11 protein-coding genes are annotated in these 12,908 nt (G+C 69.0%); 7 read left to right on the top strand and 4 right to left on the bottom strand.

Annotated features, from left to right (window positions below):
- Positions 1 to 125 precede the first annotated feature (125 nt).
- A complete protein-coding gene (locus AB0P21_RS26665) occupies positions 126 to 1,094 on the top strand; it encodes a glycoside hydrolase family 19 protein (RefSeq protein ID WP_363699924.1) in 969 nt (322 codons plus the stop codon).
- 58 nt (positions 1,095 to 1,152) lie between these two features.
- Here the strand turns inward: AB0P21_RS26665 and AB0P21_RS26660 are convergent, their stop codons facing one another.
- Both AB0P21_RS26660 and AB0P21_RS26655 read right to left on the bottom strand, forming a co-directional pair.
- Positions 1,153 to 2,040 carry a hypothetical protein gene (locus tag AB0P21_RS26660; protein WP_363699923.1) on the bottom strand — a complete coding sequence of 296 codons (888 nt, stop codon included), beginning with the start codon at positions 2,038 to 2,040 and terminating at the stop codon, positions 1,153 to 1,155.
- Positions 2,037 to 2,657 (bottom strand): sigma-70 family RNA polymerase sigma factor, encoded by a 621-nt coding sequence (locus AB0P21_RS26655; protein WP_363699922.1) that lies wholly within the window; start codon positions 2,655 to 2,657, stop codon positions 2,037 to 2,039. The genes AB0P21_RS26660 and AB0P21_RS26655 overlap by 4 nt, the downstream gene beginning before the upstream one ends.
- Before the next feature lie 100 nt (positions 2,658 to 2,757).
- Between AB0P21_RS26655 and AB0P21_RS26650 the strand changes: the two genes are divergently transcribed.
- From AB0P21_RS26650 to AB0P21_RS26640, 3 genes are all read left to right on the top strand, one after another.
- Positions 2,758 to 3,612 carry a hypothetical protein gene (locus AB0P21_RS26650; protein ID WP_363699921.1) on the top strand — a complete coding sequence of 285 codons (855 nt, stop codon included), beginning with the start codon at positions 2,758 to 2,760 and terminating at the stop codon, positions 3,610 to 3,612.
- The gene (locus AB0P21_RS26645) at positions 3,609 to 3,962 is read left to right on the top strand and encodes a GntR family transcriptional regulator (RefSeq protein WP_363699920.1); all 354 of its coding nucleotides are present in this window, start codon (positions 3,609 to 3,611) and stop codon (positions 3,960 to 3,962) included. The genes AB0P21_RS26650 and AB0P21_RS26645 overlap by 4 nt, the downstream gene beginning before the upstream one ends.
- Positions 3,963 to 4,084: 122 nt before the next feature.
- On the top strand, positions 4,085 to 6,127 hold the full coding sequence (locus tag AB0P21_RS26640; protein ID WP_363699919.1) for a GxGYxYP domain-containing protein: 2,043 nt from the start codon (positions 4,085 to 4,087) through the stop codon (positions 6,125 to 6,127).
- Here the strand turns inward: AB0P21_RS26640 and AB0P21_RS26635 are convergent.
- Both AB0P21_RS26635 and AB0P21_RS26630 read right to left on the bottom strand, forming a co-directional pair.
- Positions 6,124 to 7,287: an MFS transporter gene (locus tag AB0P21_RS26635; RefSeq protein ID WP_363699918.1), complete on the bottom strand. Its 1,164-nt coding sequence runs from the start codon at positions 7,285 to 7,287 to the stop codon at positions 6,124 to 6,126. The genes AB0P21_RS26640 and AB0P21_RS26635 overlap by 4 nt on opposite strands.
- A gap of 57 nt (positions 7,288 to 7,344) precedes the next feature.
- Positions 7,345 to 7,938: a hypothetical protein gene (locus AB0P21_RS26630; RefSeq protein WP_363699916.1), complete on the bottom strand. Its 594-nt coding sequence runs from the start codon at positions 7,936 to 7,938 to the stop codon at positions 7,345 to 7,347.
- A 97-nt stretch (positions 7,939 to 8,035) separates the two neighbouring features.
- Between AB0P21_RS26630 and AB0P21_RS26625 the strand changes: the two genes are divergently transcribed.
- The 3 genes from AB0P21_RS26625 (at position 8,036) to AB0P21_RS26615 (ending at position 12,841) form a co-directional block, all read left to right on the top strand.
- Positions 8,036 to 8,833, top strand: a complete 798-nt coding sequence (locus tag AB0P21_RS26625; protein ID WP_363699915.1) for a GNAT family N-acetyltransferase — start codon at positions 8,036 to 8,038, stop codon at positions 8,831 to 8,833.
- Positions 8,834 to 8,906: 73 nt separating this feature from the next.
- Positions 8,907 to 11,372, top strand: coding sequence for an accessory Sec system translocase SecA2 (gene secA2, locus AB0P21_RS26620; RefSeq protein ID WP_363699914.1), 2,466 nt, complete (start codon positions 8,907 to 8,909; stop codon positions 11,370 to 11,372).
- 92 nt (positions 11,373 to 11,464) lie between these two features.
- Positions 11,465 to 12,841, top strand: a complete 1,377-nt coding sequence (locus AB0P21_RS26615; protein WP_363699913.1) for a replication-associated recombination protein A — start codon at positions 11,465 to 11,467, stop codon at positions 12,839 to 12,841.
- The last annotated feature ends 67 nt before the right edge of the window (positions 12,842 to 12,908 follow it).

Below are 12,908 nucleotides of genomic sequence, written 5' to 3'. Positions count from 1 at the left end.
GGCCCTACGATCTGTGTGCAAAAGCTTGAGCAATGCGGCGGTTGGGTGGAAAGTGACACTGTCGTGATGGCTTCCGTCAATTTGTCACGGCATCCGCCCATGCTGCCCCGCCCCGGGAGTCCGTCATGCTCAAGCGAAGAATCCGCCGTCTCGTCACCGCAGCCCTGGCTCTTGCCGGGCTGACCGCCGGTGGCCTCGTCACCGCAGTACCGGCGCACGCCGCCGTCTTCCAGACCTACGGGACCGGGGTGAACGTCCGCGCCGACGCCTACCTGTCCTCGGCGGTCGTCCGCACGCTGCCCGGCCCGACCTCGATCGACGTGGACTGCCAGAAGTACGGCGACCTCGTCACCGTCTCCGGCGGCTCCAGTCGTTGGTGGGCGCACGTCCCGGCTCTTGGCGGCTATGTCACCGTCGCGTACGTCTCGATCCCGGAGGACAAGCTGCCCGGCGTCGCCGAGTGCGGCGGCAACCCGAACCCGCCGACCGGCGACATCACCCTGGCCCAGGTGCAGGCGATGTTCGGCAGCCGGATCGCCAACCCGTCCCTGGTCCAGCAAGGACTCCCGTCGCTGAACCAGGCGATGCGTGACGCCGGCATCAACACGGCGTACCGGAAGGCCGCCTTCCTCGCGACGCTGGTGCACGAGTCGCGGCTGGAGTACAACATCCGCGAGATCGGCGACACCCGCCTGTACGGCGGCCGCGGCTACATCCAGCTGACCGGCGACTTCAACTACCGCCCGGCCGGTCAGTACCTCGGGATCGACCTGATCGGCAACCCGGAGCTGGCCCGCTCACTGCAGTGGAGCGCGCCGATCGCTCGCTGGTACTGGACCCAGGCCCGCAACATCAACCCGTTCGCGGACCAGCTGAACATGGCCAAGGTCAATGCCGCGATCGGCTACCCGAGAGGCGACGGCAGTGAGGACCAGCGCCGCTGCACCTCGTTCCAGAACGCGATCCGGGTGCTGACCGGCTCGGTCCCGGGCGGCATCACCTGCGTCCGGTCCGCCAAGCTCAGCGGCGACACCAGCAAGCTGACCCGGACCCAGTTCGAGGCGCTCACCAAGGAAGGCAGCGGTCTCGGCTGACCCCTCCTCAGCCGGGAAGAAAGCCGGCCGGGTCCCCAGGGTCCGGCCGGCTTTCGGCTCATCCGTACTCGATGTCGCTGTAGATCTGCCGGTCGTTGCGATCGAAGGCCCGATAGTCGACCTCACGCTCCCGGTAGTTGTTGACCGCGCCCGGTTGGACGGCCTGCACGTACCCCTCACCGCCATCGACGAGCACGCCGTACCAGGGGGACGCGCCACCGCTCCAGCGGATCCGCAGCTCCAGTCGCGCGACGGCGGGCGTGGTGGAGAAGCTGAACGCCACCAGGAGTGCGGACGAGCGGCCCTCGCCGACCGGAGCGAACATCCACCGCCCGTTGACCGGCTCGGCCGCGTTCAGAGCCAGGCTCTTGGTCCAGGGAACCCCGGCGATGGCCGGATCGAAGGAGCTCAGCAGTTCCGCATCGATGCACTGCGCCCGTACTCCGGCCTTGGTGGTGAAGCTCTGCACCAATCGCCGCTTCGGTTCGACGAACCCGGTGTCCGCCGGGGACAAGGCCTGCTGCCACCGGGCCGAGTGCCAGGTGGCCGTGGCGAGATCGGCCGGTACGGCGCTGTTCGGTTCGCCGATGGTGGACCGCTTCGCGACCAGGCATCGCTTGGCGGCTGCCAGCGAGTCGGTGCGCGAGGCCGGGCCGAGGTCCAGGGAGATCCGCGGGGACTGTCCGGGCGGGACGTCTGGGAGCTTCACGGGAGTCGGTGAAGTCGCAGATGGCCGGGTGGCTGGGCCAGGAGTGTCGTCGCCTGACCGGGTGCTCGCTACGACGCCACCCGCGATGACGGCGACGCCGCAGGCCGCCGCGAGGACTGGCACCCAGGCCGAACGCTGTCGGCGAGTGGCGCGGGCGTTCCTGACCAGCTCTTCGCGGAGGTCTTCGGCGTACTGCGGATCGAGGTCCTCCACCGGTGGTGGGGTGGTGAGGTTCATCGGGCCTCCTCCGGTCCGGATTGGTCCAGCAGCGCGGGCAGGCGGCGGCGGGCTCGGGAGAGCCGCGCCTTGACGGTGCCTTCGGCAACACCCAGTACTGCGGCGGCTTCGGCGAGGGGTAGTTCGGCCCAGTAGACGAGCTCGACCGTTTCGCGTTCGTGCGCGGGGAGTCGGGCGAGCGCGGCCCGGACGGTCTGGATCTGACGCTCGGAGTCAACTCGCGCGGCGACACTCTCCGCGTGGTCGGGCGAGTGCAGGGGAGCGGGCTGCCGGTTGATGAACTGGGTGAGCCGCCGCCTGGCGCGAGTCGTGTTGCGCAGCTCGTTGCGTGCGATCGCCAGCAACCAGGCGCGCGCCGTGTCGCGGGTCAACGGTCCCGGATCACCCTTGCTGAAGTGCCGCCACGCGGTCACGAAGGTCGCCTGGACGGCATCGTCGGCGAGCGAGTACGAGCCGGTATGACGCACCGCGTAGGCGTGGACGGCACCGGCGTACCGGCTGAAGAGGGTACCGATCGCCTCCGGCTCGCAGCGGCGGAGCGCGTCCCACACCTCTTGATCACTCGGCTCCGGCACCGCAGGCGGAGGGCGGTCCGACCTGCTCGACGTCATGGTCATACCTAACAGGGTCCGCAGCCCGCCGGAGGGTTGCCGGCCGCTTGACCAGGCTTATTTGTATCAATACAATTGGCACAAAGCTACCGGGGAGCTGGTTCGAGTGGAGTTCTCGCTGACTGTGCTGGCCTTCATGCTGGCGCTTGGACTCATGGTGTTCGTGCGGCGCAGGTCGACCGCGAGGAACGAGGTGTGGCGGCTGGTCCATTCCGGTGGCCTGCCCCAGGACGAGCGGCTGATGGCGGCGGCCGAGGAGAGGCTGGTCCAGCGACAGGTCGCCACCGCCGCCGGATCGGTCGCGGCCGGCCTGGTCGGCGTGCTGGTCCTGTGGGCGGTGGGATCGGACGTCTCCTCGCCGATCCTCGGCTGGACGCTGGTGCTGTCGGTCGCCGGTGCGGGTCTGGGCATCAGCATCGTGCATTCCCGTGCGGTTCGAGCGGTACGTCCGGCCGGATCGCGGACGGCGACCTTGCGGCAACGGCAGTTGGCGGACTATCTCACCCGCTTCGAGATCGTCGGGCAGTACGCGATGCTCGTCTTCCCGCTACTCGCCCTGGTGCTCGGCGTGCTGATCCTGGTGACCGCTGACGATCATCAGGCCCGCGGGTTGGTGCTGGCGATCCCGGCGCTTGCGATGATTCCGTTCGCGGTACTCGGTGTGCACCTGCAGCGCCAGATCCTGCACCTGAACCAGCCGGCCTCCGGTGAGCCGGACCTGCGCTGGCAGGAAGCTCTGCGGGCCAAGGCGTTGCGGGACATGGGCAACATTCTGGGCGGTGCCGGCTGGCTGTTCGGCTCCGCCTCCGTACTCTCGTTCGACTGGCCCGCCGGCCTCCCGGCCTTCATCGAGCCGCTGGGGTGGGTAATGTTCGTCGCCGGTACCGGCCTGTGGGCCCTGATCCTCTTCACCGGCGAGAGCAAGTGGGGCCTGAGGCGTTCGCAGGAGGCGATCGGATGATCATTTCGGTGGATCCGGCGGCGCCGTCGCCGCCGTACGAGCAGGTGAAGCAGCAGGTTGAGCAGTTGATTCGGCGGGGGGAGCTGGCGCAGGGGACGCGGTTGCCGACGGTGCGGCAACTGGCGGGGGATCTGGGGCTCGCGGTGAACACGGTGGCTCGGGCGTACAAGGAGCTCGAGGCCGATCGGCTGGTGGAGACGCGGGGGCGGAACGGGACTTTTGTGCTGGCCGCGCGGAGTCAGGTTGACGACGAGGAGACGCGGGCGGCGGCGACGGTGTTCGCGCGGGCGGCGCGCAGGGCGAATCTGTCGGTGTCCGAGGCGACCCGGATCCTGCACGAAGCCTGGTAGGCAAACGGAAACGATTCCAAGCAATTTGCCGACAACGTTGTCCGAGCTCTCGACACGCGGCGTAATGGTGACTAATCTCCCCGTCATTTGACAGCGATGTCAGCGACAGGGGAGTGGTCACGATGGTCTCGAGACGGACGTTCCTGGCAGGTAGCGGTGCGGTCACCGCGGGAGGGTTCGGGCTGCTTCCCGGGCTTCCCGCGACCGCGGCGACGGACCCGGCGGGTGCAGCAAGCACGAACCCAGGCGCAAGCCCGACCGGCGGAGGCAGGCTGCTGCCGGCCTTCGCCCGACCCAAACATCTGCACTACGGCGATGTCAGCAAGATCAACGGCGCCGACCAGACGCTGCTGACCACCCTGCAGGGCGTGGTCAACCGCAGCAGGCCCGAGCTCTACTTCAGCTTCGACACCGGCACGATGAGTACGCCGGACGCCAAGTGGCTGGCCGACATGCGGCTGCCGACCACGACGTACCGCAACCCCCTGGACCTGGTGGCGAAGTACCGGCATCGGGTCCGCGGCGCGATCATCCACGACCCCGCCGTACCGGACTCGCTGAACGTCGCGACCACCCTGGCCGGGCTGGAGAACGCCGTGGTCGCCAATGCCGAGCAGGCCAAGGCGCACGGGTTGCGGATCGTCAAGGATCTGCGCGGGATGTTCGACGACGACCGGGTGAAGACCTACCGGTGGCAGCTCGACAACCTGTTCCCGCGGGTCACCCACAAGCTGCTGGCCGGCCTGCCGCCGACCCGGGTGGTGGCGGTCGAGAACGTGCAGTGGAAGGAGATCGCTCGCGAGACCCGGCAGATCCGCGACTCGTCGAACCGGGGCAGCTACGAGCTCGACGTCTCCGCCAAGCTCGGCAAGGAGGCCGTCTACGTCAGGTTCCAGGACTCGTTCACCGACGACGGCTGGGGCGGCTCGGTCGCCGAGATCACCGTCAAGGCGAACGGCGTCCAGATCGCCCACTTCCTGCCCGGTACGCCGGAGGAGGAGCCGTTCCTGTTCGACGGCGTCAACTCGTCGATCGGCGGCGACGCCAACCGCTTCAGCGACGGCGGCGGCTACTTCATCTACAAGTTCGAGCCACCAGCCGGTACGACGTCCCTCGTGGTCACCGCGACCATGTGGAACCAGTACCTCGTCACCGCGACCGACACGTCGCCCACCCGGATCGAGCCGTTCGCCTACTTCCGCGACTACGTGGTGGCCACCAAAGCCCTGGTGAGCTGGCTACCGCCGGGCGGCGAGACCGGCGACCTGCTGGTCGAGCACTTCGCGAAGTACCCGACGCTCGCGCCGTACATGGGCTGGTTCGCCAACGACGTCTCCGGTGAGTGGGACGGCGTCGACCTGGCCTCGCAGGGTGGTTCGCCGGTGATCGCGGCCGACTTCTACATGAACGGGACCGTGCATGCCGGGTTCACGGCGCCGATCTCTAGCCGGGTCCGGCCGGTCCGGCGGATCAACAAGCCGAAGAACAAGGTCTATCTGACGCTCACCTTCGGCGAGGGCGACAACATCCAGTACTGCCAGCGGCACATGCGCGATCTGTGGGACGACCCGAAGCGTGGTGACGCGCCGGCCAACTGGACCATCAGCCCGCTGCTGCTGGAGACCGGTCCGGGGCTGTTCAGCCACTTCCAGCGGACCGCGACGGCCAACGACCTGCTGGTCTGCGGTCCGTCCGGCGCGGGCTACACCTACCCGGGGTCCTGGAAGCCCGCCGAGTTCACCCAGTTCCTGAAGCTGACCGGCTCGCAGCTGCGCCGGACCGGGATGGACGTGGTGTATTCCTACAGCCATCGCGAGGACGAGAAGTGGGTCCTGCTGTCGGAGCAGATCGCCAGTGGGTTCAAGAAGCACACACCGCTCAAGGGGATCATGCAGACCTGGGACGGTGACCTGCTCACGGTCCGCCAGGGCGGTCTGCCGATCGTGGGTCAGTGGGGTGCGCCCGGCAAGGCAGCGGAGTACAAGGCCGCGCTGGATGTCCAGGTGGCGAAGTGGGACGGCAAGAAGCCGCTCTTCATCTCCGGCGGCATCAACGCCTGGAACTGGACCCCGTCGGACATCTCGGAGCTGGCCGGCCTGCTCGGCGACCCGTACGAGCTGGTGCTGGCGAACACCTTCTTCGACCTGCTGAACCGGGTGATCTAGGCGTCCTTGGGCAGTACGACGGAGACGGCGACCAGGCAGGCGGACAACGCCAGCGGCAGGATCATCGCCTGCTGGACGCCGAAGTGCTCGACGAGCTGGCCGATGATCGCCGGCCCGACGAGGAAGGCGGCGTAGCCGAACGTCACGACGATCGCGAGCATCCGGCCGCCGCCGACGTGGCCGGCCACGGCGTAGACCTGGGGAGCGACCAGGCCTACGCCGAGGCCGACCAGCGCCCAGCCGATCAGCAGCAGCGGAAGCGGGTCGGTGAGGACGGTGAACAGGTAGCCGCCGATCGCCGTGACGGCGCCGATCCGGACCACCGCGCGGCGGCCGATGCGGGCCACGGCCCGGTCGCCGAGCAGCCGGATGATCACCATGAAGCCGCTGACCGCGACCAGGCCGAGCGCGCCGGTGGACGGGTCGATCTTGGCGACGTCGGTGACGTGCACCGAGGACCAGTCGATCGCGGTGCCTTCGGCGAGGCCGAAGCAGAAGGCCATCAGGCCGAGCGCCCAGGCCAGCCGCGGAATCGCGGTACGGACGCCGTCGGTGGTGTGCTCGATCTGCCGGCCGACCGGGACGATCTTGACGCAGACGGCGATGGAGATCAGGCCGACCACGCAAAGGGTGCCGAGCGCCGGGCCGACATTGGCCGCGCCGGTCTTCCCGAACAGCCGGGCGACCAGCACGATGGTGCCGGCCGCGGTCAGGTTGCCGACACTCCAGAACGCATGGAAGCGGCTCATGATCGGCCGTGGCCGGGCCTGCTCGACCTCGACGCCGAGCGAGTTCATCGCCACGTCCATCGCGCCGTTGCCGAGGCCGGCCAGCACCATCGCGACGATTGCCCCAGGCAACGATGAGGTGACCGCCAGGGTGCCGACGCCGAGCGCGAGCAGGGTCAGGGTGAACAGCGCGACCGGCCGGGCGCCGATCCGGTCGGCCAGCCGGCCGCCGACCTGCATCGACACCACGGCGGAGAACGCCAGGCAGAACAGCAACAGCGACAACCCGGACGCGCTGATCTCCAGCCGCTCCCGCAGCGCCGGCAGGCTGCCGCCGATCCCGCCGATCAGCATCCCGTTGGTGACGAAGAGCAAGAACACGGCGCCCGCCGCTGTCCGGGTGGACATCGGGTTGGGGGCGGTGGTGGTCATGGGGCGCTGAACCGGTTCACTCCTTCATTCGAACATGCTGGTTCAGCGCCCCGCAACTCACCAGTGGTGCGCCACGTCGATGACGAGCCGGGTGGTGTTGCCCGGACCGGTCAGCACGTGGGTCCGGAACGGCAGCCGAGCCCGGACGCCGAGCGCCAGAGTCGTCTGGCCTTCGAAGCTGCCGCCCCAGGCCACTTGGCGGAACGTGTCGTAGCCGGTGACGGCCGACAGTTCACGCCGGTTCTTCATCGTGTACGTCGGCCGCCCGGCCGCGTCGTACGCCTGCGCGTTGACGACGATCTGCAGCACCGCGCCACCCCGGGTGCGGATCGGCGCGCCCGAGCCGTCGGCGGTGGCGACCTTCACGTACTCGACCCGGTAGCCGGTCGCCCGCTTGCCGCCCAGGTCGACCACCAGCCGGTCGAAGCAGCCGTGCCGGCCGGTCCGGACGTTCTTCACCGCCGGCCCGGTCCACGCCTTGCTTGCCTTAAGCAATGATCCCCAGGCGGTCGCGCAGGCGTTCGATCGCTCGGCGTCGAGCGGAGCGGCCTGAGCCGGTACGGCGACCGCGGCGCCGGTGGCGAGGGCGGCGATCGCCGTGACGGCGAGCGCGCCGCGGACGGGGTGGCGAACGGAACCGAGTTTCGACATGACGTTCATCCCTTCCGTGACTATGACCAGGGGCTCTACTGGTATGACGCCGAAAAGGACGTGACGGTTGACCTGACCGGGGGAGAAGATGACGGCGATGACACCTGATGAGCTGCTGGAGGTCTTCCACCGCCGGATCCGGTTGCCGGACGCCGACACGATCCCGGGCTGGAAGCAGGAACTGGACGGGCTGGTCCATCGCTCGTACTTCGAGGGCGAGGGTGGCGGCGGGTTCGTCGAGACGCCGCGTGGGCTCGGCGACGACCCGGATGCGGTGATCGCGGCGCAGATCGCGTTCTTCCGCGAGCGCGGGCTGGAGTTCGAGTGGAAGACGTATGCCTACGACGAGCCGGCTGACCTGGGGGAGCGGTTGCTGGCGGCCGGGTTCGTCCGGGCGGACTCCGAGACGCTGATCCTCGGCGAGGTGGACGCGATCCTGGCCCGGCCTGGCGCGCTGCCGTCGAAGGTGCGGCTGCGCGACGTCGAGGAGCCGGCCGACTTCCACCGGATCGCGGTCCTGATGGACTCGCTGTGGCACAACGGGCTGGAGCGGATCGAGGACCGGCTCGCGGCGGAGTACAGGATGTTCCCGGATCGGCTGGAGGTCACGCTGATCGAGGAGGCGCTGAAGGGCCCGGACGGACCGGCGCTGACGGCGGCCTGGATCCGGTTCCACCCGGAGACCGGTTTCGCCAGCCTGTGGGGTGGCGGGACGCTGCCCGAGTGGCGGCGGCAGGGGCTGTACAGCGCGATCCTGGTACACCGGGCGAAGAAGGCGAAGGCGCGCGGGTACGAGTTCCTCCGGGTCGACGCGTCGGAGGACTCCCGCCCGATCCTGCAGAAACTCGGCCTGCACGCGGTCACCACCACCACGCCGTACGAATGGAAGCCCTGACCCGGCCACGGGACACGCCCAGCCCGGTGAGCGGAACGACCTGCGGAGGTTGTACGTTTCGGAGATCATGGGCATGAAACTCACTTCGCGCTTTCGCCGGCTGTTGCAGCGCCCCGGCTCGATCGACCTCGGCCCGTACGAGAAGCTGACCTCCGCGGTCGGCGAGGCCGAGGACTCGCTGCAGGACCTGACGGACGAGGAGCTCACCGAAGTCGTCACCGAGATGCGGACGACCGGGGGGCTCGACGAGGGCGACCAGATCGAGTTCCTCGCGCTGGCCCGGGAGGCCGGCAAGCGGGCGATCGGTGAGCGGGCCTTCGACGGGCAGATCGTCGGCGCCCTCGCGCTGCTGCAGGGCCGGATCGTCGAGATGGCCACCGGTGAGGGCAAGACGCTCGCCGGTGCGTTCGCCGCCGCCGGGTATGCGATCGGCGGCCGCCGCGTCCAGGTGATGGCAGTCAACGACTACCTCGCCCAGCGCGACTCCGAGTGGATGGGCCCGGTCTACAAGCTGCTCGGCGTGACCGTCAGCCACATCGGCCAGGCCTCGACGCCGGAAGAGCGCCGCGAGGCGTACCAGGCCGACGTCTGCTACGCCCCGGTCAGCGAGCTCGGCTTCGACGTACTGCGTGACCGGCTGGTCGACGATGTCGCCGACCGGGTCACCGTCACGCCCGACGTGGCGCTGGTCGACGAGGCCGACTCGGTGCTCATCGACGAGGCCCGGGTGCCGCTGGTGCTGGCCGGCGCGACCCGGACCGAGGAGCTGGACGACGACGTCGTCGCCCTGGTCCGCACGCTGCGCGCCGGGATCGACTACGAGGTCGACGGTGACGGCCGGACCGTCGCGCTGACCGACAAGGGCACCGACAAGGTCGAGGAGCATCTCGACGGCATCAACCTGTACGAGGAGGAGAACCTCGACCGGTTGACCCAGATCAACGTGGCGCTGCACGCCGAAGTACTGCTGCGTCGCGACGTCGACTACCTGGTGCGCGACGGCAAGGTCAGCCTGATCAACAACAACCGCGGCCGGATCGCCAAGCTGCAGCGCTGGCCCGACGGTCTGCAGGCAGCGGTCGAGGCCAAGGAAGCCGTCCCGGTCAGCGACTCCGGTGAGGTGCTCGACTCGATCACCGTGCAGGCGCTGGTCAGCAGCTACCCGACCCTGTGCGGCATGACCGGTACGGCGGTTGTCGTCGGCGAGCAGTTGCAGGAGTTCTACAAGGTCGAGGTCGCGGTCGTCCCGCCGAACACGCCGAACGTGCGCGTCGACGAGCCGGACCGGCTGTACCTGACCGTCGCGCAGAAGAACAAGGCGCTGGTCGAGCACATCGGCGAGGTGCACGAGACCGGCCGGCCGATCCTGATCGGGACGCACAGCGTCGAGGAGTCCGAGCAGCTGAGCGACCTGCTCGAGGCGGCCGAGATTCCGCACGTCGTGCTGAACGCCAAGAACGACGCCGAGGAAGCCGCCATCGTCGCCGAGGCAGGGGTGCCGGAGACGGTGACCGTGTCCACGCAGATGGCCGGCCGCGGTACCGACATCCGGCTCGGCGGCCGGGACGAGTCGCACGACAAGGACCGCGCGATCGAGCTCGGCGGGCTCTATGTCATCGGCACCGGCCTGCACGCCTCCAGCCGGCTCGACGACCAGCTGCGTGGCCGGGCCGGTCGCCAGGGCGACCCGGGCGGCTCGCTGTTCTTCGCCAGCCTCGCGGACGAACTCGTCACCCGGTACTCCGTCACCTCCGGCCTGCGTCCGTCGCCGGACGAGGACGGCCGCCTGACCGACCGCAAGGCGATCGGGACGCTCGACCACGCGCAGCGGGTCGCCGACGGCGCCAACGCCGAGCTGCACCGTACGACGTGGTCGTACCACCGGCTCACCGGGCAGCAGCGGGCGATCCTGCTCGACACCCGGGAGAAGGTGCTGACCGAGGACCTGGCCGCCGAGGAGCTGGCGGAGCGGTCCAAGGAGCGGTACGACGAACTGGTCGAGGAGTTCGACGAGGAGACGGTCAAGGTGGCCGCGCGGAAGATCGCGCTGCACCACCTGGACCGCAAGTGGACCGACCACCTGGCCTACCTGGCCGATCTGCGCGAGGGCATCCACCTGCGCTCGCTGGCCGGCGGCATCGTGCACATGAAGCCGATCGACGAGTTCAACAAGTCGGCGATCGCCTCCTTCGACACCTTGGTCGCCGACGCCTGGACCGACGCGGCCGAGACCTTCAAGGAAGCCGAGATCACCGCCGACGGCCTGGACGAGGCAGCCTCCGGCGTACCGCGTCCGACGGCGACCTGGACCTACCTCGTCAACGACAACCCGTTCGGCACCGAAGCGGACCGGATCCTCGGCCGGCTCCGGAACGCGATCAAGCCGGAGTCCGCCGCCGCCGAGTCCGAGGAGATCCCGGCCGAGATCTTCGACCAGGACGAGCTCCCCGAGGAGCTTCGCGACCTGGACGACGAGGACCTCCCCGAGGAGCTCCGTGAGGCCGACGACGACGACAAGAAGACCGACACCAAGGACTGATCAGTTCTGACAGCGGCCGGTGCTCCAGACCCAGTGTCTGGAGCCACCGGCCGCTTGCTGTCCCTGTCGGTGCAGGCGGCTAGGCTCGCTGGGTGAGTGACGGTCTGTTCGATCTGCCAGGCGCACCTGCTTCCAGCCGTGGGGGTGGGAGTTTGGCCGATGCCGATCACAGCTCGGCGCCACTGGCGGTGCGGATGCGGCCGCGGAGTCTGGACGAGCTGGTCGGTCAGCAGCATCTGCTGGCTCCCGGGTCGCCGCTGCGGCGGCTGGTCGAGGGCGACCAGCCGATGTCGTTGCTGCTGTGGGGCCCGCCAGGGACCGGCAAGACCACCATCGCGGCGGTGGTGTCGCATGCGACCAACCGGAAGTTCGTCGAGCTGTCGGCGGTCACGGCCGGGGTGAAGGACGTCCGGCAGGTGATCGACGGGGCTCGACGGGATCTGTCCCGGATCGGGAACACCGTCGAGACCGTGTTGTTCATCGACGAGGTGCACCGCTTCACCAAGGCCCAGCAGGACGCGCTGCTGCCAGGGGTGGAGAACAGGTGGGTCACGCTGGTCGCCGCGACCACCGAGAACCCGTTCTTCTCCGTCATCTCACCGCTGCTGTCCCGTTCGCTGCTGCTCACCCTCGAGTCGCTCACCGACGACGACATCGCCGTCCTGCTCGAGCGGGCGCTCACCGACGAACGCGGGCTGAACAACGAGTACCGGCTCGATGACGATGCGAAGGACCACCTGCTGCGGATGGCCGGCGGCGACGCCCGGCGCGCGCTGACCTATCTCGAGGCGGCCGCCGGGGGAGCGCGGGCCAAGGATCCGGCCGCCGAACTGGCCGTGATCGACCTGAAGACGCTCGAGACCGCGGTCGACCGGGCCGCCGTCCGCTACGACCGGGCCGGTGACCAGCACTACGACGTCGCCTCCGCGCTGATCAAGTCGATCCGTGGCTCGGACGTCGACGCCGCGATGCACTACCTGGCCCGGATGGTCGAGGCCGGTGAGGATCCACGGTTCATCGCCCGCCGGCTGGTGATCTCGGCCAGTGAGGACATCGGGATGGGCGACCCGACCGCACTGGGAGTAGCCGTCGCGGCGGCCGAAGCGGTGCAACTGATCGGTATGCCCGAAGCCCGGATCAATCTGGCCCAGGCGGTGGTCGCGCTCGCGCTGGCCCCGAAATCCAATGCCGTCATCCTGGCCATCGACGCGGCCATCGCCGACGTCAAAGCGGGCAAGGTCGGGCCGGTGCCGTCGCACCTGCGCGACGCGCACTACGCGGGGGCCAAGAAAATCGGCCACGGAGCGTCATATCAGTACTCTCACAACGATCCGCGCGGTGTGGTCGGCCAGCAGTACGCGCCCGACGTGGTCGACAAGGTGGACTACTACCAGCCGACCCGGCGCGGTGGCGAGGCGGCGTACGCCGAGGCGCTCAGCAAGATCCGGGAGATTCTCCGCAAACGCTGAATTCACTCGGTAATTCACCGGGGAAATGTCTTCGGTATTTCCGGGTGAATGACCTGGTGAAACGCAA

It is taken from the genome of Kribbella sp. NPDC056861, from assembly GCF_040687575.1.
GTDB lineage: Bacteria > Actinomycetota > Actinomycetes > Propionibacteriales > Kribbellaceae > Kribbella.
This window is presented reverse-complemented; position numbering and strand designations above follow the sequence as displayed.

What these genes read in the sequence shown, in the direction of transcription:
- AB0P21_RS26630 (WP_363699916.1), bottom strand. Translation starts at nt 7,938, where the DNA reads ATGTCGAAACTCGGTTCCGTTCGCCACCCCGTCCGCGGCGCGCTCGCC.
- AB0P21_RS26625 (WP_363699915.1), top strand. Translation starts at nt 8,036, where the DNA reads ATGACACCTGATGAGCTGCTGGAGGTCTTCCACCGCCGGATCCGGTTG.
- secA2 (WP_363699914.1), top strand. Translation starts at nt 8,907, where the DNA reads ATGAAACTCACTTCGCGCTTTCGCCGGCTGTTGCAGCGCCCCGGCTCG.
- AB0P21_RS26635 (WP_363699918.1), bottom strand. Translation starts at nt 7,287, where the DNA reads ATGACCACCACCGCCCCCAACCCGATGTCCACCCGGACAGCGGCGGGC.
- AB0P21_RS26660 (WP_363699923.1), bottom strand. Translation starts at nt 2,040, where the DNA reads ATGAACCTCACCACCCCACCACCGGTGGAGGACCTCGATCCGCAGTAC.
- AB0P21_RS26665 (WP_363699924.1), top strand. Translation starts at nt 126, where the DNA reads ATGCTCAAGCGAAGAATCCGCCGTCTCGTCACCGCAGCCCTGGCTCTT.
- AB0P21_RS26640 (WP_363699919.1), top strand. Translation starts at nt 4,085, where the DNA reads ATGGTCTCGAGACGGACGTTCCTGGCAGGTAGCGGTGCGGTCACCGCG.
- AB0P21_RS26655 (WP_363699922.1), bottom strand. Translation starts at nt 2,657, where the DNA reads ATGACCATGACGTCGAGCAGGTCGGACCGCCCTCCGCCTGCGGTGCCG.
- AB0P21_RS26645 (WP_363699920.1), top strand. Translation starts at nt 3,609, where the DNA reads ATGATCATTTCGGTGGATCCGGCGGCGCCGTCGCCGCCGTACGAGCAG.